Below are 21,236 nucleotides of genomic sequence, written 5' to 3' on the forward strand. Positions count from 1 at the left end.
GTCTTCGGCGCGACGCCCGACACCGTCGGTTAGGTGCCGAACAGAACCGCCGCATGCCCGATGGTCTACTACCCGGCATACGCCACGCGGGCGTCATATGTCTTGCCCGCAGATACGGGGACCCTCATCCAAGCCGGAGCCGCCAGATGAAAAACGAATTGAGAACAATCATCAAGGACGTCGCACATCTCGAAGCGTCGATCGACCATATCGCGGACAGCGACGACCTTTACGAAGCGGGCCTGTCTTCGCTGAACACGATTCAGCTGATGCTCGCCATCGAGAAGCGCTTCAACATCGAGATTCCGGACGAAATGCTGAACCGCCAGCTGTTCCAGAGCATCGATTCGCTTGCCGGCGCCGTCACGCATCTGCAGCGTGCCGCGCAATCCGCATGAAGCGCTTCGACGCCGAAACCGGCAACGCACGCGTCGCTGCCGTCGCATCCCTGCTCGCCGACGATCACGCGTTGAACGAAGCCGCGCGCCGCGTCGCGCAAGTCGCCGCGCGCTTCGCCGACGCAGTCGATCGCGACGCGCGCTTTCCGACCGAAGCGATCGACGCAATGCGCGAAGAGCGCCTGCTCGGCGCGCTCGTACCGGTCGAACTGGGCGGCCGCGGCGCATCGCTTGCGGCCGTCGCCGGCGCGTGCCGGATCATCGGCCAGGCCTGCTCGTCGGCCGCGATGATCTACGCGATGCATCAGACGCAAGTCGCGAGCATCGTCGATCACGCGCTGTCGAGCGACTGGCATCGCCGCTTCGTCGAACAGCTCGCCGAGCGCGAATGGCTGCTCGCGTCCGCGACATCCGAAGAAGAAGTCGGCGGCAATCTGCGCAACAGCCGCTGCGCGATCGAAGCCGAAGGCGGCACGTTCACGCTCGCGAAGCTCGCGCCGACGATCTCGTACGGCGCGCAGGCGGATGCGATCCTCGTGACCGCGCGGCGCGATCGCGACGCGCCCGCCGCCGAGCAAGTGCTCGTCACGCTGCTGAAGGAAAACGCGACGCTCACGCGGCGCAGCGGCTGGGACACGTTCGGCATGCGCGGCACCTGCAGCGACGGCTTCGCGCTCGACGCGCGCGGCCACTGCGAGCAGATCTTCCCCGTGCCGTTCGCGCAAGTCGCCGAGCGAACCATGGTGCCGACGTCGCACATCCTGTGGGCGGCCGTGTGGACCGGCATCGCGAACGACGCATTCCTGCGCGCGCACCAGTTCTTCCGCGCGCAGATGCAGAAGCAAGGCGGCGCGCTGCCGCCGTCCGGCCGCCGGATCGCCGACGCGCTCGCGCTGCTGCAGGCGATGCAGGCGCGCATCGACGGCGCGCTGCGCCTGCATGAGCACAGCGCCGCCCGCTCGTGGTCCGCGTCGATGGCGCAGGCGGCCGAGATCAACACGCTGAAGACCTACGTGTCGACGACCGCGCTCGACGTGGTCAAGCACGCGACGATGATCTGCGGGATGGCGTCGTACAAGAACGGCACGCCGTACACGCTCGGCCGCCACATCCGCGACCTGCATTCGGCGCCGCTCATGATCAGCAACGACCGCATCGAAGCCAACACGGCCAACCTGCTGCTCGCGTTGCGTCCGTCAACGCTGGAGAGAGAGATTTGAACGACATGACCAATCCTTCCGCGCGCGCGGCCGAGACGGCTCAGGCGCCCATCGATCGCGACGGCGTGAACGCGCTGCGCGACGAGTTCGTCGAAGCGGGGCTGCTGATCTCGACGGGCATCCAGGGCCTCTTCGGCCGCAGCGAGAAGTTCGAGCGCGTCGTCGACGCGCTCGACGCCTACGTCACGCGCCTCGGCGCCGACCAGCACGCGGAAGTGCTGCGCTTTCCGCCCGCGATGAGCCGCCCCGAGTTCGAGCGCAGCGAATATCTGAAGAGCTTCCCGCAGCTCGCGGGCACCGTGCACAGCTTCTGCGGCGGCGAGCACGATCATCAGCGCGTGCTGCAATGCCTCGATCGCGGCGAAGACTGGACCGAAAGCCAGAAGCCGACCTACGTCGTGATGACGCCCGCCGCGTGCTATCCGGTCTATCCCGTCATCGCGCAGCGCGGCGCGCTGCCCGCCGGCGGCCGGATCGTCGACGCGTTCTCGTACTGCTTCCGTCACGAACCGTCGCTCGATCCGACGCGCATGCAATTGTTCCGGATGCGCGAATACATCCGCATCGGCACGCCCGAACAGATTCTCGCGTTCCGCCAGGACTGGATCGAGCGCGGCACGCGGATGATCGAAGCGCTGCGGCTGCCGAACAGCATCGACCTCGCGAACGATCCGTTCTTCGGCCGCGGCGGCAAGATCGTCGCGAGCAGCCAGCGCGACCAGAACCTGAAGTTCGAACTCCTGATTCCGATCGAATACGACGGACGCCTGACCGCGTGCCTGAGCTTCAACTACCACATGGACCACTTCGGCCTGCTGTGGGGCATCAAGACGGCCGACGCCGAGGTCGCGCACACGGGCTGCGTCGGCTTCGGCCTCGAGCGCCTGACGCTCGGCCTCTTCAGGCATCACGGCCTCGATCTCGACGCATGGCCGCAGGCGGTACGCGACGTTCTGTGGGGACATCGATGAGCAGCATCCTGCTCGACGCGCCGGCGAACGGCGCGTCGCTCGAAGAAATCTTCACCGACATCCGGCATCGCGTGCGGCACTACCGGCCGCATGCGCTGCACGGGCCGCAGATGGTCTGGAAGCAGACCAACTGCTACGTCGATCTGTGGATCGAGGTGCTCGGCTGGTGGGGGCTCAATCCGTATGCGGCGCTGCCGTTTACGATCACGCTCGACTTCGAGGGCGACCAGTTCTCGTTCTTCAAGTTTCCGTTCGAGGATCTCGAGACGCTGTACGGAATCGTCGTGCAGGAGCATGCGATCTTCGAGCCGGTCGACGTGCACGTCGAGAACCAGGTCGCGCGCGGCCATCTGATGCTCGTCGAAGTCGACGCGTGGTATCTGCCGGATACGCGCGGCAACAGCTATCAGACCGAGCACACGAAGACGACGATCGGCATCGACGCGATCGACCGCGAGCGGCGCCGCGTCGGCTACTTCCACAACAGCGGCTACTACCTCGCGGAAGGCATCGACTACGACGGCCTGTTCGGCAAGCACGCGCCGTCGCAGCTCGTGCCGTACGTCGAATGCGCGAAGCGCCGGTTCAAGCCGCTAGAGGAACGCGAGCTGTGCGAAGCGTCGCTCGCGCTTCTGACGCGCCATCTGAAGCGGCGGCCGACGTCGAATCCGATCGCGGCGTTCCGCCAGCAGCTCGCGCGCGACGCGAAGACGATCGCGTCGCAGCCGATCTCGTACTTCCACGCGTATTCGTTCAACACGCTGCGGCAGCTCGGCGCGAACTTCGAGCTGTTCGGCCGCTATCTGCGCTGGCTCGAGGCGAGCGGCTGCAGCGGGCCGTTCGACGCGCTCGTCGCCGCGTGCGACACGATCGCGTCGGAATCGATGGTGCTCGAATTCCGTCTCGCGCGCGCGAGCGCGCGCGGCAAGGAGGAGCGCGGCGAAAGCAGTCTCGACATTCTCGAGCGCGCGTATGCGTCGCTCGTCGACGGCGTCGCGCGAATCGCGCCGCCCGGCAAGGCCGAGTCGAATCCGCCGTTCGGCACGCGGTACGTGCCGCCGAGGCCCGTCTCCGCAGTCAGATGAAATCCGCGCCGGATCGCGTGGCGCGCAGCGCCGCCGAATGGACGTTGATCGCGACGCCCGCTGGCGCGATCGCTCGACCGAGCGAACTCTGCGAAGCCGGCTGGTGCGCCGCTCCCGTGCCCGGCACCGTCGCGCAGGCGCTCGCCGCCGCGCGGCGCTTCGATCCCGCGCATCCGTATCCGCTCGGCGACAGCGACTACTGGTATCGGACGACCTTGCGCGGCGCGGGTCCGCGCATCGTCCGCCTGAACGGCCTCGCGACGATCGCCGAGATCTGGCTCGACGATACGCTGCTGCTCTGCTCGGACAACATGTACGTCGCGCACGACGTCGCCGTGACGCTCAGCGGCGCGAACCGCTTCTCCGTCTGCTTCCGCTCGCTCGACCGGCATCTCGCCGCGCACCCGCCGCGCGGCCGTGCGCGCTGGCGCACGCGCCTCGTCGACACGCCCGCGCTGCGCGGCGTGCGCGCGACGCTCCTCGGCCGGATGCCCGGCTGGTTTCCGGCGATCGAGCCGATCGGGCCGTGGCGCGCCATCGAAATCGCGAATCCGGCCGGCGCGCCGACGATCCTGCGCGACACGCTGCGCGCGACGCTCGACGGCCGCGACGGCATCCTCGACGCGACACTCGAATTCGCCGCGCCGCTCGCGAACGCGTCGCACGCGCAACTCATGTGCGGCGCGCACGCGGCGGCGCTCGAGATAACCGGCCCGCGCACCGCGCGCGCGACGCTCAGGATTCCGAATGTCACGCCGTGGTGGCCGCACACGCACGGCGAGCCCGCGCTGTACGACGTCGGCGTCGAAATCGGCAGCGCGACGATTCCGCTCGCGAAAACCGGCTTTCGCACGCTCGCCGTCGAACGCGGCGACGATGGCCAGGGCTTCGCGCTGTCGGTCAACGGCACGCCGATCTTCGCGCGCGGCGCGTGCTGGACGAGCGCGGACCCGGTCGGCCTGCAGGCCGATCCCGCCGCATACCGCCGCGCGCTCGCGCTCGCGCGCGACGCCGGCTGCAACATGATCCGCGTCGGCGGCACGATGATCTACGAAGCCGACGCGTTCTACGCGCTGTGCGACGAACTGGGCCTGCTCGTCTGGCAGGATTTCATGCTCGCGAACTTCGACTATCCGTCGGCCGACCCGCGCTTCGCCGAGTCGCTGAAGCGCGAAGCCGAGCAGTTTCTCGATCGGCATGCCGCGCGGCCGTCGATCGCCGTGCTGTGCGGCGGCAGTGAAATCGCGCAGCAAGCGGCGATGGTCGGGCTCGCGCCCGACGAGCGCCGCACGCCCCTCACCGGGCAGCTACTCGCCGAGCTCTGCGCCGCGCATCGGCCCGATGCGATCTACGTGGCCGATTCGCCGCACGGCGGCGTATTGCCGTTCGCGCCGCGCGGAGGCGTCACGCATTACTACGGCGTCGGCGCGTATCTGCGGCCTCCCGAGGACGCGCGCCGCGCCGGCGTGCGCTTTGCGAGCGAGTGCCTCGCGTTCGCGAACGTGCCGTGCGACGCGACGCTCGCATCGATCGGCTCGCCCGCCGCGCACGAGCCGAGCTGGAAACGCGCAGTGCCGCGCGATCCAGGCGCGCCGTGGGACTTCGACGACGTGCGCGACCATTACCTGCGCACGCTGTATGGCGTCGAGCCCGCGCGTCTGCGCGGCAGCGATCCCGCACGCTATCTGACGCTGTCGCGCGCGATCGTCGCCGATCTCGTCGCCGAGACGCTGTCCGAATGGCGGCGCGTCGGTTCGTCGTGCGCGGGCGCGCTCGTCTGGCAATTCCAGGACGTGATGCCGGGCGCCGGCTGGGGCCTCGTCGACGCGCATGGCCGGCCGAAATCCGCCTGGCATGCGTTCAGGCACGTGTGCCAGCCGCGACAGATCCTGCTGACCGACGAAGGGCTCAACGGCCTCGACGTGCACGTGCTCAACGACACGCCCGCGCCGCTCGACGCTCGCATCGAGCTCGTCGCGCTGCGTGACGGCAGGACGCCGCTCGTGCGCGTGAACCATGCGATGCGCATCGACGCCCGTGCCGGCGTATGCATGAACTCCGCCGATCTGCTCGGACGATTCTTCGACTTCACGTACGCGTATCGCTTCGGCCCGCGCGAGCACGACGTCGTGATCGCGTCGCTGTATGCGGTCGACGGCGCGCTGCTGTCGCAGGCCTTCCACTTCCCGGAACGTACCGCGCCGACCGTGTTCGAGCGCGGCGACATCGGCCTCGAAGCGAGCGCCGCGTATCGCGACGGCCGCTGGCACGTCGACGTGCAGACGCGCACGTTCGCGCGCTACGTGCACGTCGTCGCGCCCGGCCTGCTGCCGGACCTCGACTGGTTTCATCTCGCGCCGGGTGCCGCCGCGCGAATCGAGCTCTCCGCCGACCCTCATTCCCCCGCTTCCGACGACAATCCGCCCGACGCGCCCGCAGCTCGCCCTGCGCCGCCCGCGATCGAGGTGCGCGCACTGAATTCCAACAAGACCGTTCGCCCGAGGATAGAAAATTGAGACCAATTCGATTCGACGATTGCTTAGGATGGCTGCATGAGGGGCGCACGCGACGCGGCGCCGTCATTTGCGAAGCGCTCGGACACGAGGCGCTGTGGACGCACAAGGTGGTCCGCGCGCTCGCCGAGCGTCTCGCCGACGACGGCATGTGGGTGCTGCGCTTTCATTACCCGTCCGCGGGCGATTCGGCGGGCGACGATCTCGCGCCGGGGCGGCTGCCCGCGAGCGTCGCGAGCGTGCGGCGCGCGCTCGCCGTGCTGCGCGACAGCGCGCCCGTCGACGACGTCACGCTCGTCGGCCTGCGCGCAGGCGCCGCGTTCGCGATGCTCGCGCTCGCGGGCGACGATGCGCCCGCCGTCGATGCGTTCGTCGCGCTCGCGCCCGTCGTGCGCGGCCGCGCCTATCTGCGCGAGCTGTCGGTCGTGCAGAAGCGCTGGCTCGACACGACGCCGCCCGCGATCCGCGAGCAGCATCACGAAGAACCGTGGCTCAACATCCTCGGCCATCGCTACCCGGCCGATTTCGTCGCCGATCTGAAGCAGGTCGACTTGAACGACGCGGTCGCGGCGACGATCGCGCCGCCGCGCGCCGCGTTGCTCGTCGATACCGACTACGGCGACGGTCCCGCGCTGCGCGCCGCCCTCGTCGCGCGCGGCGTGTCGACGGACGTCGAGTCTTTCCCGGAATGGCCGAACGCGCTACAGGAAGGCGCGCGCTCGCGCGTGCCGCTCGCGGCGCTCGAATCGATCGCGCGCTGGATCGGGCGCGGCGAGCGTGCGGCGGAACCGGCTGCGGCCGTCCGCGACGATCTCACGGCCGCCGCACCGGCGTCGGATGAGGCGATCGCGATCGCATCGCGCATCGCCGAGACCGCCGCCGCGGCCAACGCGGCCAACGCAGCGAACGCTTCAAATGCAACGCGCGCGGCGCATGCGGTGACGAAAGCCCCGCCGCCGATCACATTCGCGTTCGACGGCGTCGCCGAAACGCTCGTCCACATCGGTGCGAAGCGGCTCGTCGGCACCCTGTGCGAACCCGTCGCGCCTGCTCGCGCGGGCACGCCGTGCCTGCTGATCGCGAACACCGCGGCGAATCCGCGAAGCGCGGACGGCCGCATCGGCGTACGGCTCGCGCGCACGCTCGCGCAACGCGGCATCGCATCGCTGCGGGTCGACATCGAAGGCATCGGCGACAGCGGCGCGCGGGCGCCGGACGATCAGTCGGTGGTGCTGTATTCCGATCCGGCGATCGCGGACGTCGCCGCGGCCGCCGACTGGCTCGGCGCGCGCTGCCGTCGGCCGGTCGTCGCATTCGGCGTGTGCTCGGGCGCGTTCGCCGCGCTGCATGCGGCTGCGCATGCGCATGCGACCGTCGGCGTGATCGCGGTCAATCTGCCGCGCTTCATCTGGCCGCGCGGGCTCACGATCGCCGAAGCGCGCAAGCAGCAGACGAACTCCGCGCGCGGCTATTTCGCGTCGATGCGCGACTGGGACAAATGGCGCCGGCTGCTGCGCGAAGGCCGCGACCTGCGCCCGGTGCTGAGCGCGCTGCGCCGCCACGTGACCGCGCGCCTGAGCGAGCCGGCAGGACGCCTCGCCGAACGGTTCGGCCGGCCGCCGAAACACGACACGCCGCGCGGCCTGATCAAGGCGCTCACGGACCGCGATGTCCACACGATGCTCGTCTACGGCGAATTCGATCCCGGCGTCGACGAGCTGAGCCGCTACTTCGGCTCGCCGCGCCGCGCATTCAGGCGCTCGCCGCTCGTGAGCGTCGAGATGATCCGCCTGCTCGATCATTCGGTGTACGGCACGTCGGCGGCCGAGATGGTCATCGCGCTCTGCATCGACACGTTGACGGGTTGGGAAGACAAGACGCGCGGACCGCAGCCGCGGATCCGGCCGGCCGGCCGGCGGCACGGCGCGCCGCACTCGGCTGCCGCCGATGCGGCCGCGTCGTCCTGACGGCGACGATGCTCGCACGAACGCGCCGCTTTCGCCGCGGCGCGCCGGCGCCTCAACTGGACGAAGCGGTGCTGCGCGGACGCTCGATGCCGTACGCTTCCATCCATCGATACAGCGTCGCGCGCGAGATGCCGAGCTCGCGCGCGGTGCCGGCCAGACGCCCACGATTGCGCAGCAGCGCGAGCTCGATCACTTCCCGCTCGATCGATTTGCGAATCGCGGCGACAGACAGCGGCGCGACCTCGGTGCAATGGTCGAGCTCGAGGTCGTGCGCGGTGATGAGCCGCCCTTCCGCCATCACGAGCGCGCGGCGCACGCGATTGATGAGTTCGCGCACGTTGCCCGGCCAGTCGTGCTTGTAGAGCACCGAGATCGCATCGGTCGAGAAGCCGCGCACACGGTGCCGCGAATCGGCGCGAAAACGCTCGAGCATGTGCCGCGCGATCAGCTCGATGTCCTTGCCGCGCGCGCGCAGAGGCGGCTGATCGACGCGCAGCACGCAAAGACGGTGATACAGGTCCGCACGGAAGCGCCCGTCGTTCATCGCGCCGCGCAAGTCGACGTGCGTCGCCGAGACGACGCGCACGTCGACGGGCACGGGTTCGCTGCTGCCGAGCCGGTGGATCGTGCGCTCCTGCAGGAAGCGCAGGAGGCTCGCCTGGCTCTCGAGCGGCAGATCGCCGATCTCGTCGAGCAGCAGCGTGCCGCCGTTCGCCGCTTCGACGTGGCCGATCTTGCGCGTGTTCGCGCCCGTGAACGCGCCGCGCTCGTAGCCGAACAGTTCGGACTGCAGCAGATGCGGCGGAATCGCGCCGCAGTTCACCGCGACGAACGGCCCCGCGCGGCGCGCCGAATGCTGATGGATCGCGGCCGCCGTGAGTTCCTTGCCGGTGCCCGTCTCGCCCGACACGAGCACGGGCGCGTCGGTGCGCGCGATGCGGCGCACCGTGTCGAACAGTTGCAGCATCGCGTCGCAGGTGCCGATCATCCCCTGATCCGCGGACGCGATGGGCGCCGTGCTCGGCGCGAACAGACATTCCATGCCGTACGCGTGGCCGACCGCGTCGGCGATCCGCTGATGCGACGCCGGCAGCGTGATGTAGTCGAAGCAGTAATCGCGCAGCAGCGTGCGCACCTCCGGCACGTTCGCCTGATGCGCTTCGACGAGCGCGACCCACGCGACGTTGCGCAGCGACGCGCACACGGATGCGACCGCGTTCATCTCTTCGATCGATACGGCGCTCAGATCGAGAATGCCGCCCGTGACTTCGCCTGCCGTCGCGCGCACCTGGTTCGCGCTCGTGACGACGGAAATCTTCCAGTCGCGGCGCGCGAGCTCCCTGCGCAGCAGGGTCGATGGCTGATGCGTCCAGTAAATCAGCGGCCGCTGTCGGATGGATCTCCGGGAGAGACCCCCGATGATCGCGCTAGTCGTCACTGGTGCCTCCGATAATGAACTGACTGTGTGACTCGACGAATCCATGTGTGGGCGAAAGCCGACAATCGTCCGCCTACCGGCAACGCAACGCGAGATGGGGGCGTGCCGCGCCCCGCCCGCACACGATGCCGGAACGCGCTCGCTCGTATCGTTCGGGAGCGCACGTCAGATGTCTCTTTGGTCTCTGATTGAAGGTTAGATTTCGCAAAGAAAGCGGCGACGTGTCGTTTCGGCCGCTTTTTTTCACGTGCGGCGCGCCGCGGGATCGGCAAGCGGCCTTGGACAAGTGACGCAAGGTCCGCTCCGAAAGCCGCGACACGCGTCGAATCGCCCGCGTGGCCGGGCTTGTTGAACTCGTCCGGGAAGATCGCTCGGCGCACCGTGCAATCTTCATCACCTCGCTCTCTCAGGATGGCATTACTGCGTCATGCTCATGAAGCCGACTGTCAAAGTTACTCTACCATTCGCACTCTTTTACGATCGAATTCCCAACCTTGATTTGACCATCGTTGACCATTTATTGGGCAATTGACACAGGCGGAATCGGACACTTTCAACACGACATGTCCATTGTGGCGCAGTCGCGCTGTAATGTTTGTGTATGAATGAAACAAATCCTTCCAGATCGATCGGTTTCTGCCCGGTTTTTATTGAGATAAGACATTTGCGTTATTCCGTTGAGTCATTTCGTTGAATGTCTGCGTGGCTTCTCTGCGTTGCTTGAATATGGCTCGCGCGTTCAGCGCGTATCGTCGAGCCAGACGCGGCTCCATTCGGCGACTTTCGGCGCGGTGTGCGAAATCCATGCGCTCACGGGTGCGCTTCGTCCGTAGCACGACAAGGCGATCGTGCAAGCCGCCGCGACGAACGCGATCGTCGATCGCGAAATGCCCGCCGCACGTCGCGCAGCAACGGCGCCGACATGCGCATGCGTGTTGCGATCCGCTCGCATCGACATCGAACGAACCGCGCTCGCATGCGCGTCGCCGGCGCGCCGCAAGCGGCTCACCGTCGACATCGCGACGCCCGCGCCGAGCAGCCAACCGGATGCGATTTCGGACCACGAATGAAAGCCGAGCAGCACGCGCGAAATGCCGATCGCGAGCGCGAATGCGAGACCCGCCGCCAATGCGCGCCGTACGTGAGCGTCGCGCACGCAGATCGCCGCGACGAGCGGATACACCGCGGCGCCGAGCATCGTGTGACCGCTCACGCCGGTGAATCGCCAAGCGGCGATGCCGATTCCCCAGCCCGCGTAGACGAATTTCGTCGACGCGACCAAGCCCACCGCACACGCGAAGCCGATCGCCCAATACAGCGCGGCGCGACGGCGTCCGGTCGCCGCGAGCCAGCTCAACACCGCGACGGCGAGCGGCGCGGTAAGAAATGGGTCGCCAAAATTGGTTAACAGAACGAGTAATCGCATCACGTCAGATAGAAGAAGCGCCCGCGCTCAAGTGCGCGCGAGCGTTTCGTTCCGGGAGGCGTCGTGCGGCGACGTCGCCGCGTCGCGTTCGACGGGCGCGCTGCCCGCCGAGAGCGGCGACGCTGGCGGCTCGGCTTGCGTCGCGGGGACGATCGAGACGCCCGACGACTCGCCCAATTCCGCTTGCAAGGCCGCATAGCCTTCGAGCACGAACCGCGAGAATGCCGAGCGGAACCGCGCGGCGCTGAAACGCTCAGCATTCGCGCGGCACGCGCGCGGATCGAATGCGCCCGCCGGCATCGCCTCGAACCGGTCGATCGCCTCGATCAGCGCGTCGCACGTCTGCTTCGCGTAGAACAGACCCGTCGGCGCCGCGCCCGTCGCGCGCACCGATTCGCAGACGCCGCCCTTGCCGTACGCGATCACGGGCGTTCCGCACGCCTGCGCTTCGACAGGCGAAATGCCGAAATCCTCTTCCGCCGCGAACACGAACGCCTTCGCGCGCTGAAGATGATCGTGCAGCACATCGAACGGCTGGTAGCCCAGCAGCGTGACGTTCGGGCCCGCGAGCGCGCGGATCTTGCCGGTCTCCGGCCCGTCGCCGATCACGACGAGCCGGCGCGACGGCATGTGCGAAAACGCTTCGACGATCAGATCGATCCGCTTGTACGGCACGAGGCGCGACGCGGTCAGATAGAAGTCGTCCTTCGTGTCGCGCAGCGCGAGATGATCGACGTCGACGGGCGGATAGATGACCGTCGCGTCGCGTCGATACGTCTTACGAATGCGGCGCGCGACGAAGCGCGAATTCGCCGCTAGCAGATCGACGCCGTTCGCCGAGCGCGCATCCCAATTGCGGATGTAATGCAGCAGCGTGCGCGCAAGCGCCGACTTCGCGCCGCGCGCGAGCCCCGCTTCGTTCAGGTACTGGTGCTGCAGATCCCACGCGTAACGCACGGGCGAATGCACGTAGCTCGCGTGCAGTTGATCCGGCCCGTTCAACACGCCCTTCGCAACCGCATACGAGCTCGACAGGATCAGGTCGTAGCCGGACAGGTCGAACTGCTCGATCGCGAGCGGAAACAGCGGCAGGTAGCTGCGGTATTTGCTGCGCGCGAACGGCAGCTTCTGGATGAACGACGTATGCACCGGCCGGCCACGCAGGCACGAGCGGTCGTCGAGAAAATCGACGAGGCTGTAGACGTCGGCTTGCGGAAAGCAGTCGATCATCTGCGCGAGCACACGCTCCGCGCCGCCATGCACCACCAGCCAGTCGTGAACGATTGCTACCTTCAAACAGGAAGTCCTTTTGATGTGCGCATAGGCGCGTCGAAGCGAACGCAGGTTGCGTCGTCAGCGAGCGGCGCGGCGGGCACGGCGGCGCGTCGTCATCGCATGACGGCCATTATCCGAACAAGCGCGGATGCCCTATGTGCGGAAGCGCACAGTACGCAAGGATCGGCGCAGCGGCTCGCGTGCGCCGCGCACGTCGGCATGCCGCACGCCGCGTCCCGCTCGTCACGAGCACGGTACGCTTACGAACAGAACGGCACGAGGGACGCCCGTATCTTGGCGACAATAGGCCGCATCGGAAGCATCTCATGTCGCGGCGCACAAAACCCAGCGCCGCACGACGCGGCACGCGGCCCAGAAACGAGGACTCTCCATCATGGACTGGACATGCTGCGAATTCAGGCATCTGAATTCGAACGAGCTTTACATGATCCTTCGCGCACGCAACGCAGTCCTGGTCGTCGAGGATGCGCACACGTATCTCGACATCGACGGCAAGGACGAATTCGCGATCCACGTGTTCGCAACCGACAAGCGCGGCGAACGGCCGTCGATCGCCGCGTATGCGCGTCTCATGCCGGGTGACGACATCGATCCCGAAACGACGATCGACAAGATCCTGACGAGCGCCGCGCATCGCGAAGACGGGACGATCGACGCGCTGATCGAACACGTGCTGGCCGCCGCGCACGCGCGCTGGCCGGACGCGCCGGTGCGCGTGCAGGCGCCCGCGCACCGCGAAGACTTCTACAACCGCTTCGGCTTCCGCAAGGTCGACGGACCGTTTCTCGAGCACGGCGCGCCGTATGTCGGCATGCTGCGCGCGGCGAGCAGCCCGTCGAAGGCCGTGCGCAACCTGCTCGATCTCGTCGGCACCGCAACGAGCGCGAGCGCCGTCGCGACCTCGGCGCCGCGCGCGACGCGCAAGGCCGATGCCGAATCCACCGCCGAAGGCGAGCGCTATGCGTTCGCCACCCGACTTCCGGCCGATTCCGGGATGAACCGATGACCGATCACGCCATGAACCCGACTTCCGCCGCGCCGCGCCAAGCGCTGCCGCGCATCCTGCCCGTGATTCTCGCGGGCGGCTCCGGCACGCGCCTCTGGCCGCTGTCGCGCGAGCATCATCCGAAACAACTGATCGATCTGATCGCCGACGAATCGCCGCTGTCCGCGACCGCGCGCCGCCTCACGGGCATCGCGAACGCCGAGCTCGCCGACACGCTGCTGCTCGTCTGCGGCGAGCAGCATCGCTTCACGAGCGCCGCGCAAGTGAACGCACGCGGCCTCAAGGCGCGCATCCTGCTCGAGCCGGCCGCGCGCAACACGGCGCCCGCGCTCACGCTCGCCGCGCTCGAAGCGCTCGCGCATCACGGCGATCCGGTACTCGCGGCGATGCCCGCCGATCACGCGGTGTCCGACGCGCGCGCGTTCCAGGACACGATCGCGCAAGCCGCGCGCTACGCGCAGGACGGCGCGATCGTCACGCTCGGCGTGCTGCCGCGCCGCGCGGAGACGGGCTACGGCTACATCAAGGTCGGCGCGCCGCTCGCGGATTCGCGGGGCGTCGAAGGCGGCCACGCGATCGACAGCTTCGTCGAGAAGCCGCATCAGGAACTCGCGCAGCAATACCTGCAATCGGGCGACTACTGGTGGAACAGCGGCATTTTCGTCGTGCGCGCGTCGACGTGGCTCGCCGCGATCCGCGCGCTGCAGCCGGACATGCATGCGGCTTGCGAAGCCGCATGGCGCAACGGCACGACCGAAGGTCCGTTCTTCAAGGTCGACGCGGCGGATTTCGCCGCCTGCCCGTCCGACTCGATCGACTACGCGGTGATGGAGCGGCTGACGGGCGCGCGCGAGCTCGACATCCCGGGCGTGATCGTCCCGCTCGCGGCCGGCTGGTCCGACGTCGGTTCGTGGGATGCGATCTGGGAACTGCTGCCGAAGGACGAAGCGGGCAACGTCGCGCGCGGCGACGTGCTGTTCGAAGGCACCGAGGACAGCTTCGCGCGCTCCGAGGGCCGGCTCGTCGCATGCGTCGGGCTGAAGGACGTGGTGGTCGTCGAGACGCCCGATGCCGTGCTCGTCGCGAACAAGCATCGCGTGCAGGACGTGAAGACCGTCGTCGCGCGCCTGAAGTCCGGGCAGCACGAGCAGGTGCGCGATCACCGCAAGGTGCGGCGCCCGTGGGGCTACTACGATTCGATCGATCGCGGCGAGCGCTTCCAGGTGAAGCGGATCGTCGTCGATCCGGGCAAGCAGCTGTCGCTGCAGATGCACTATCACCGCGCCGAGCACTGGATCGTCGTGCGCGGCACCGCGAAGGTCACGCGCGGCGACGAAACGTTCCTGCTGAGCGAGAACGAATCGACGTACATCGCGGTCGGCGCCGTTCACCGCCTGGAGAACCCGGGCAAGATTCCGCTCGAGATCATCGAGGTTCAATCGGGCGATTATCTCGGCGAAGACGACATCGTCCGCTTCGACGACCTTTATGGCCGCGCGAGCGCGCAATCCGCGCCCGATGCGGCGAAGCCGGCCGCGACCGGGCTCGAGCCATCCGCCGAGCCCGCCCGCGCGCTCGGCGAGCACTGAGAAACGCGGGCGGATCCGCCCGCGTCGTTTCGCATGAAAGTACTCGTCATCAACGATTTCGCCCGCAAGGGCGGCGCCGAAGAGGTCTACCGGACATCGGTCGACGTGTTGCGTGCGCAGCCGGGCGTCGAAGTCGCGACGTTCGACGAGAGCGCGTTCGACGGCGCATCGAACGGCGCGGCGCGCGCATGGAACGCGCCCGCCGCGCGCGCGCTCGCGGCCGTGCTCGAACGCGAGGCGCCGCAACGCGTGCTCGTGCACAACTATCACAACCTGCTGTCGCCTTCCGTCGTGCCGGCGATCGCGCGCTACAAGCGGCGCGCCGGCTGCCGCGTGTACCTCACGTGCCACGACTATCACCTCGTCTTCTACAACCCGAACCTGCTGACCTATCCGGGCGGACGCGCGACGCCGCTGCCGCTCGGCGCGCTCGCGCGCGGCACGCGGCTCTTCGAGCGCGCGAGCCCGCGCGGCGCGCTGCACGACGCGATCAAGAAGCTGCATTGGCATGCGATCGACGCGCTCGTGCAGCCGGCCGACGTGTTCGACCTGCTGCTCTGCCCGAGCCCGTACATGCGCGACGCGCTCGCGCAGCGCGGGTTCACGCGCACCGCGCTGCTGCACAACCCGGTCAGCACCGCGCTCACGCCGCGCGAACCGAAATGCGTGAATCGCGAAAAGCTCGACCTCGCGTTCGTCGGCCGCATCGATCCCGAAAAAGGGCTCGACGAATTCCTCGAGCTCGCGCGCGCGTCGCGCTTCGAGCGCATCGCGAGCATGACCGTATACGGCGACGGCGGCCAGCGCGCGGCGCTCGAACGCAAATACGCGGACCTGATCGCCGCGGGACAGCTGCGCTTCGCCGGCCGCCTCGATCACGCGCAGCTCTTCGTCGCGCTGCGCGGGCACGACGCGCTCGTGCTGCCGTCGGTGTGGGCGGAGAACGCGCCGCTCGTGATCGTCGAGGCGGCGATGATCGGGCTGCCGGTGCTCGTCCACGACATCGGCAGCCTGTCGAGCTTCGGCAACGAGATCGGCAACAAGATCCGCTACGCGAGCGACGAGACGAGCCTCGCGCACGCGCTCGACGCGCTGCGCGCGCATCTGCGCGATCCGCGGCGTCGCTACGACTGGTCGTTCTACACGCGCCAGCATTACGCCGAACGGCTGACCGCGTTGCTGCAACTGAGCGCCGACGAAATCCGGGAACTCGCGCCGCAATGCGATTGATCGATCCGGTTCACTCCGTCGCGTGCGCCGCGAGCGCACGCGTCAAGATGTCGCCCGTGCGACGCGAAGGCCACGCATGACGACCGTCCGCAAGAACTTTCTGCTGCTGATGACGCTGCAGATCTCGACCTATGTCGTGCCGCTCGTCACGCTGCCGCTCCTCACGCGCGTGCTCGGGCCGGAAGCCTACGGACAGTTGTCGCTCGTGCTCGCCGTCATCACGTATTTCATCAATTTCACGAACTACAGCTTCGATCTGACCGCGACGCCGCGCGTCGCGCTCGCGCGCGACGATCTCGCCGCGCGTTCGCGGATCTTCTGGGCGACCTTCGCCGCGCAGGCCGCGATCACGGTGGCCGGCTTCGCGATTCTGCTCGCGCTCACGTTCGCGATCGACCGCTTCGCGCTCGATCGCACGCTGCTCGTCATCGGCTTCGGGATGACGGTCGGCGCCGCGCTCACGCCCGGCTGGTATTTCCAGGGCATCCAGAAGCTGCGCATCTACAGCATCACGCTGTTCGCGTGCCGCGCCCTCAGCGTGCCCGCGATGTATCTGCTCGTGCGCTCGCCCGCCGACCTGATCGACGCAGTCGCGATCAACGCCGCCGTGCCGCTCGTCTGCGGCGCGCTCGTGTTCGGCTATCTGATCGTGCAGCGCGAAGTCGAATTCGTGCGCATCGGCGTCGCCGACGTCGCCGCGTCGCTCAAGGGCGGCTGGCAGGTGTTTCTCGCGTCGACGTCGGTCGCGTTCTACGCGTCGACGAACACCGTGCTGCTCGGTTTCGTGTCGGGCAACGTCGCGGCGGGCTACTTCGCGGCCGGCGACAAGCTGATCCGCTCGGCGATCAGCCTGCTGCAGCCGTTGAAGGCCGCCGCATATCCGCACGTCAGCTACCTGATGCATCACGCGCGCGAAGACGCGATGTCGTTCCTGCGCAAGCTGCTCGTCGTGCAGGGCGCGATGGTGCTCGCGATCTCGCTGACGATCTTCGCGCTCGCGCCGCTTGCCGTGCATGTCCTGTACGGCCCGACCTACGAGCCGACCGTCGGCGTGCTGCGCTGCATGGCGTTCATTCCGTTCATGGCCGGCATGACCGATCTGTTCGGCGTGCAGACGATGCTGCCGCTCGGCATGAAGACCGTGTTCAGCCGCGTGCTGATTTCCTCCGGCGTGCTGAACGTCGCGCTGCTGCCGATCCTCGCGAAGCTCTTCGCCGAGCAGGGCGCGGCCGCCGCGGTGCTGATCGCCGAGACCGCGGTCGCCGCGACGCTCGCGTACGTGCTGTACCGGCGCCGCGTGTCGATCTTCGCGCGCCCGGCGCCGCGGCCCGCCGCGGACGGCTGACGGATGGCGGTCCTCGGCGCGGCATGCGGCGCCGGCGTCCGTTCACGCGAACGACGGACGTGCGAACGTGCGTTGCCGGTCGCAATGACGGCCCTCTAAGGACACGCCGCCTCGCTCCACGGCACGGGCCGGCCGATGTAATAGCCCTGCGCATAGTCGACGCCGAGCGCGGTGAGCTTTTGCAGCGTCGCCGCACTGTCGACGAACTCGGCGATCGTCTTGCAGTTCATCGCGTGACCGATGTCGTTGATCGACGCGACGATGTCGAGGCTCGCGGCATCGTTCGCGATGTCCGCCACGAAGCTGCCGTCGATCTTCAGATACTCGACCGGCAGTTGCTTCAGATAGCTGAACGACGCCATTCCCGCACCGAAATCGTCGAGCGCGAACCGGCAGCCGAGCGCTTTCAGTTCGTGCATGAAGCGCAGCGCGCCGGCCAGGTTCGCGATCGCGGCCGTCTCGGTGATCTCGAAGCAGATCAGCGCGGGCGCGACGCCCGTCCGAACGAACTGGTCGAGCACGTAGTCGAGAAAGCGTTCGTCGCCGATCGACATCCCGGACAGATTGATCGCGTATTCGGTAAAACGCCGGTACGGCGTGCGCGCGAGCGCGTCGAGCACGGTGCGCACGACCCAGCGATCGATGTCGGTCACGAGCCCGTAGCGCTCCGCCGCGCGAATGAAGAGGCCGGGCGGCGCAATGCCTTCGCGCTCGCCGAGCGTTCCCATCCGCAGCAGCAGCTCGCCGCGGCTTGCATGCTGCAAGCCGGTCGCGCCGTGCGTCGCCGTATCGATGATCGGCTGCACGTATAGGCAGAAATCGTCGAATTCGAGCGCTTGCCGCACGCGCGCGCACCACGATACGTCGCTGATGTGATGCGCGAGCTCGCGATCGAGCGGATCGGCAAGCTGCACGCGATTGCGTCCGCGCGCTTTCGCGACGTCGCACGCGATGCCCGCGAGGCGCACCGCATCGTCGACGCGCCGCGCGCGTTCGGGCGTGCCGAGCAGCGCGACGCCGACGCTCGCCGTCACCGAGAACGGCTGGCCGTCCCAGACGAACACGAAGCCGTCGACGCTCGCGCGCAGCCGCTCCGCCGCGCAAACGGCCGCCGCTTCGTCGCACGCGTCGAGCAGCACGCAGAATTCGTCGCCGCCGAGCCGGGCGACGACGTCGGCCGACGCCGCGCACGCGACGAGGCGCGCGGCGAGCGCGGCGAGCATCGCGTCGCCCGCCCCATAGCCGCACGTGTCGTTGACGATCCGGAAGCGATCGAGATCGACGAACAGCAGCGCGACCGGTCCACGCGCGTCGCCCGCGAGCGCGAAATCGACATGACGTTCGAACTCGGTGCGATTCGGCAGGCCGGTAAGCGGATCGTGCGTCGTCTGCCACGCGAGACGACGCACGAAGTCATGCTCGGTCGCGAGGCTCTTCAGCACGAGCACGCGGCCGCTGCCGTGCGTGCGCTGCGTGCGCGCGGACGGCGGCGCAATCGACGACGCCGTCGCACGCACGGCGATCTCGCCGCCGTCCGCGCGATGCAGCATCACGTCGCAGCTTCCGCCGTCCTCGATGTCGCCGAGCGACGCATCAGGCAAATCGGATGAATCGGGTGAATCGGCCGCGTCGCCGTTCGCGCGCGACAGCCTCAGCGTGGTGATGAGCGGCCGCCCTCGGCAATCGTCGGCGAGCATGCCGATCAGCTGCTCAGCGGCGGGATTCAGGCATTCGACGCGCCCCGCCCGGCCGGTGAAGATCACGCCGTCGCCGACGGCGACGAGCGCCGCGCGAGCGCGCGCTTCGCTCATCGCGAGCGCGCCTTCCGCTTCGCCGAGGCGAAGCGCGAGCCGCCTGATCCGGAACACGGGCAGCAGTGCGAGCACGATCATGCCGAACAGGCCGAGTGCGAGCACGATGGCGGCCGGTTCGCGAAGCGTCGAATGGATCATGTCCGAATACGATTGCGTGTGGGGGACCGCCGCGGCGCCCGCATCGGGCCGCCTCGGCATCGAGTTCGAAACGGCGCGCGACGCGGCGTCGACGCCGCGATCGAGCGCATCGGCCCGCGCGGACGGCGCGACCTTGCACGCGCTCGCATGCCCGGACCGCCACGCGAGCCGTTCATCCGACGCCTCCGTGTTCGCCGTGCACGTCACACCGCGTGCGCTCGTTTCGCGCGTGCCGATTCCGACGAACACGCGCTCGGCCGCGTCGAAGTCCGGCGCCGCGCCGCGATGCGCCGCTTCGACGGACGCCGCCACGCCCATCGGCGCCGCGCGCCGCGACGATGCCGCCTCGACGCGGCCCACGATGTCCGCGCAGCGAAACAGGCGCGCGCCGACGCTCGCCGGCATCGCAAGATACGCATGGCTGCGCGCGATTTCGCGAAGCTCGGCCGACAGCAGCGCCGTACCGAGCACGGCCGCCGTCAGCGCGGCCGCAATGGCCGAGCGCGCGAACCGAACGCGCCATGCGCTCGGACCGCCGGACAGTCGACTCGGAACGGAAGCCATCGATGCATCACCGAAAGCGGCAAGCCGCGATCATTTCGAATGCGCGTTCCATTAATCGATCGATCTGAAATTCGGATGCCAAATCGATTTCAATTTGCGCCCATTCAACTTGATACGATCATCCACGACATCAAGACACGAGTGTGTGGGCTGGATGACGCAATTCATTTCGAATTAACCGATGCTTCGCGCGGCAATCGATTTTCCCGCTCCGTCGTGTCTGGCTTACCATTCCACTACGCGTCGAACAAAAACGAATCGGAGCGTTCCCGCGGCGCTCGCATACGAACATAATCGAATGAAATCGAAAATTAAAACATAAACAATCAAATTTCATTTCCGAATGCCGACGTTCCGCTTCAATTGATTCTCTATATTTGAAATCGATCCGGCGAACGATTTTGATCGGAACAATCGGCTGCCGCCGCACTCATCCGCGGTAACTCGGATCGATCCGATCGACGATCCGCTGCAGTGCGTCGAACGTGTCCTGTCCCGCGCCGTAGCGCGGATCGAGGTTCAGCGAATCGCGCGCGCACGCTTCGAGGATCGGCGCGCCGATCTCGAGCGGCATGCCGAGCGCGTGTGTCGCGACCTGCACTTCGCATGCGCGATTGAGCAGCCACATCAGCGAGAACGCGTGCGCGAGCGTGCCGCCGATCGTGACCGGCCCGTGATTGCGCAGCAGCAGCACCGGCCGCCCCGCCGCGCTGTCGACGATCCGCTTGCCTTCGTCAAGCCGCACGGTGATGCCTTCGAAATCGTGATAAGCGACCCTGCCGTACAGTTGCGCCGCATAGAAGTTCGAGAACGACAGCCCGTGCCGCGACGCGCAGACGGCCATCGTCGGCGTCGTGTGCACGTGCATCACGCAATGCGCGCCGGGCAGCGCCGCATGAATCGCCGCATGAAACGTGAAGCCCGCCGGATTGATCGGCCAGTCCGCATGGCCGACCGGATGGCCGTCGAGATCGACCTTCACGAGATTCGACGCGCAGACCTCGCGGTAATGCAGCCCGAACGGATTGATCAGGAAGCGTGCGTCTTCGCCCGGCACGCGCAGCGAGATGTGGTTGTAGATCAGCTCGCTCCAGCCGAGATGATCGAAGATCCGATACGCGGCCGCCAATTGAACGCGCGCTTGCCACTCCGCTTCGGCAAACCGCGACGGGCGGGCGAACGGCTGGTTCGGCGCGTGAGTCATGTCGTGCGTTCCTTGTCGAATGGAATCGATGC

15 protein-coding genes and 1 pseudogene are annotated in these 21,236 nt (G+C 67.8%); 11 read left to right on the forward strand and 5 right to left on the reverse strand.

Translation table 11 applies throughout. From position 1 onward, the window contains the following. The first annotated feature begins 146 nt into the window (after positions 1 to 146). Genes BG90_RS04850 through BG90_RS04875 form a run of 6 tightly spaced genes read left to right on the forward strand, consistent with a single transcriptional unit; the run spans position 147 to position 8,154 of the window. On the forward strand, positions 147 to 398 hold the full coding sequence (locus BG90_RS04850; protein WP_010101690.1) for an acyl carrier protein: 252 nt from the start codon (positions 147 to 149) through the stop codon (positions 396 to 398). Continuing rightward, positions 395 to 1,618: an acyl-CoA dehydrogenase family protein gene (locus tag BG90_RS04855; RefSeq protein ID WP_010113964.1), complete on the forward strand. Its 1,224-nt coding sequence runs from the start codon at positions 395 to 397 to the stop codon at positions 1,616 to 1,618. Before BG90_RS04850 ends, BG90_RS04855 begins: the two co-directional genes overlap by 4 nt. Further along, positions 1,615 to 2,589 carry an amino acid--[acyl-carrier-protein] ligase gene (locus tag BG90_RS04860; protein ID WP_010113963.1) on the forward strand — a complete coding sequence of 325 codons (975 nt, stop codon included), beginning with the start codon at positions 1,615 to 1,617 and terminating at the stop codon, positions 2,587 to 2,589. Before BG90_RS04855 ends, BG90_RS04860 begins: the two co-directional genes overlap by 4 nt. Next, positions 2,586 to 3,674, forward strand: a complete 1,089-nt coding sequence (locus BG90_RS04865) for a DUF1839 family protein (protein WP_010101684.1) — start codon at positions 2,586 to 2,588, stop codon at positions 3,672 to 3,674. Before BG90_RS04860 ends, BG90_RS04865 begins: the two co-directional genes overlap by 4 nt. Further along, positions 3,671 to 6,190 (forward strand): glycoside hydrolase family 2 protein, encoded by a 2,520-nt coding sequence (locus tag BG90_RS04870; RefSeq protein ID WP_010113960.1) that lies wholly within the window; start codon positions 3,671 to 3,673, stop codon positions 6,188 to 6,190. The genes BG90_RS04865 and BG90_RS04870 overlap by 4 nt, the downstream gene beginning before the upstream one ends. Then, complete coding sequence (locus tag BG90_RS04875; RefSeq protein WP_025989657.1) at positions 6,187 to 8,154, forward strand: alpha/beta hydrolase family protein; 1,968 nt, start codon at positions 6,187 to 6,189, stop codon at positions 8,152 to 8,154. The genes BG90_RS04870 and BG90_RS04875 overlap by 4 nt, the downstream gene beginning before the upstream one ends. A 52-nt stretch (positions 8,155 to 8,206) precedes the next feature. Here BG90_RS04875 and BG90_RS04880 read toward each other — a convergent pair whose 3' ends face one another. From BG90_RS04880 to BG90_RS04890, 3 genes are all read right to left on the reverse strand, one after another. Then, positions 8,207 to 9,592, reverse strand: a complete 1,386-nt coding sequence (locus BG90_RS04880; protein ID WP_010113958.1) for a sigma-54 dependent transcriptional regulator — start codon at positions 9,590 to 9,592, stop codon at positions 8,207 to 8,209. A gap of 739 nt (positions 9,593 to 10,331) precedes the next feature. Continuing rightward, the gene (locus BG90_RS04885; protein ID WP_025989656.1) at positions 10,332 to 11,018 is read right to left on the reverse strand and encodes a phosphatase PAP2 family protein; all 687 of its coding nucleotides are present in this window, start codon (positions 11,016 to 11,018) and stop codon (positions 10,332 to 10,334) included. A gap of 27 nt (positions 11,019 to 11,045) precedes the next feature. Then, a complete protein-coding gene (locus BG90_RS04890) occupies positions 11,046 to 12,314 on the reverse strand; it encodes a glycosyltransferase family 4 protein (protein ID WP_010113954.1) in 1,269 nt (422 codons plus the stop codon). 18 nt (positions 12,315 to 12,332) lie between these two features. Here BG90_RS04890 and BG90_RS37200 point away from each other — a divergent pair. The 5 genes and pseudogenes from BG90_RS37200 (at position 12,333) to BG90_RS04910 (ending at position 17,484) form a co-directional block, all read left to right on the forward strand. Then, positions 12,333 to 12,721: pseudogene (locus tag BG90_RS37200) on the forward strand (hypothetical protein). After that, positions 12,688 to 13,320, forward strand: coding sequence for a GNAT family N-acetyltransferase (locus BG90_RS04895; protein ID WP_010101678.1), 633 nt, complete (start codon positions 12,688 to 12,690; stop codon positions 13,318 to 13,320). Before BG90_RS37200 ends, BG90_RS04895 begins: the two are co-directional and overlap by 34 nt. Next, positions 13,317 to 14,909: a mannose-1-phosphate guanylyltransferase/mannose-6-phosphate isomerase gene (locus BG90_RS04900; protein WP_010113950.1), complete on the forward strand. Its 1,593-nt coding sequence runs from the start codon at positions 13,317 to 13,319 to the stop codon at positions 14,907 to 14,909. Before BG90_RS04895 ends, BG90_RS04900 begins: the two co-directional genes overlap by 4 nt. 33 nt (positions 14,910 to 14,942) lie before the next feature. Next, positions 14,943 to 16,139: a glycosyltransferase family 4 protein gene (locus tag BG90_RS04905; protein WP_010113948.1), complete on the forward strand. Its 1,197-nt coding sequence runs from the start codon at positions 14,943 to 14,945 to the stop codon at positions 16,137 to 16,139. 76 nt (positions 16,140 to 16,215) lie between these two features. Beyond that, on the forward strand, positions 16,216 to 17,484 hold the full coding sequence (locus BG90_RS04910; RefSeq protein ID WP_010101671.1) for a flippase: 1,269 nt from the start codon (positions 16,216 to 16,218) through the stop codon (positions 17,482 to 17,484). 95 nt (positions 17,485 to 17,579) lie between these two features. Here BG90_RS04910 and BG90_RS04915 read toward each other — a convergent pair whose 3' ends face one another. Both BG90_RS04915 and BG90_RS04920 read right to left on the reverse strand, forming a co-directional pair. Continuing rightward, entirely contained in the window at positions 17,580 to 20,000 is a 2,421-nt protein-coding gene (locus BG90_RS04915) for a putative bifunctional diguanylate cyclase/phosphodiesterase (protein ID WP_010113945.1), read from the reverse strand. Positions 20,001 to 20,430: 430 nt separating this feature from the next. Beyond that, positions 20,431 to 21,204 (reverse strand): class II aldolase/adducin family protein, encoded by a 774-nt coding sequence (locus BG90_RS04920; RefSeq protein ID WP_010113943.1) that lies wholly within the window; start codon positions 21,202 to 21,204, stop codon positions 20,431 to 20,433. Between the last annotated feature and the right edge of the window lie 32 nt (positions 21,205 to 21,236).

This window comes from Burkholderia oklahomensis C6786 (assembly GCF_000959365.1).
Lineage (GTDB): Bacteria > Pseudomonadota > Gammaproteobacteria > Burkholderiales > Burkholderiaceae > Burkholderia > Burkholderia oklahomensis.

Coding starts and splice junctions, on each gene's coding strand:
- BG90_RS04865 (WP_010101684.1), top strand. CDS start 2,586: ATGAGCAGCATCCTGCTCGACGCGCCGGCGAACGGCGCGTCGCTCGAA.
- BG90_RS04870 (WP_010113960.1), top strand. CDS start 3,671: ATGAAATCCGCGCCGGATCGCGTGGCGCGCAGCGCCGCCGAATGGACG.
- BG90_RS04895 (WP_010101678.1), top strand. CDS start 12,688: ATGGACTGGACATGCTGCGAATTCAGGCATCTGAATTCGAACGAGCTT.
- BG90_RS04850 (WP_010101690.1), top strand. CDS start 147: ATGAAAAACGAATTGAGAACAATCATCAAGGACGTCGCACATCTCGAA.
- BG90_RS04905 (WP_010113948.1), top strand. CDS start 14,943: ATGAAAGTACTCGTCATCAACGATTTCGCCCGCAAGGGCGGCGCCGAA.
- BG90_RS04855 (WP_010113964.1), top strand. CDS start 395: ATGAAGCGCTTCGACGCCGAAACCGGCAACGCACGCGTCGCTGCCGTC.
- BG90_RS04920 (WP_010113943.1), bottom strand. CDS start 21,204: ATGACTCACGCGCCGAACCAGCCGTTCGCCCGCCCGTCGCGGTTTGCC.
- BG90_RS04915 (WP_010113945.1), bottom strand. CDS start 20,000: ATGGCTTCCGTTCCGAGTCGACTGTCCGGCGGTCCGAGCGCATGGCGC.
- BG90_RS04885 (WP_025989656.1), bottom strand. CDS start 11,018: ATGCGATTACTCGTTCTGTTAACCAATTTTGGCGACCCATTTCTTACC.
- BG90_RS04900 (WP_010113950.1), top strand. CDS start 13,317: ATGACCGATCACGCCATGAACCCGACTTCCGCCGCGCCGCGCCAAGCG.
- BG90_RS04910 (WP_010101671.1), top strand. CDS start 16,216: ATGACGACCGTCCGCAAGAACTTTCTGCTGCTGATGACGCTGCAGATC.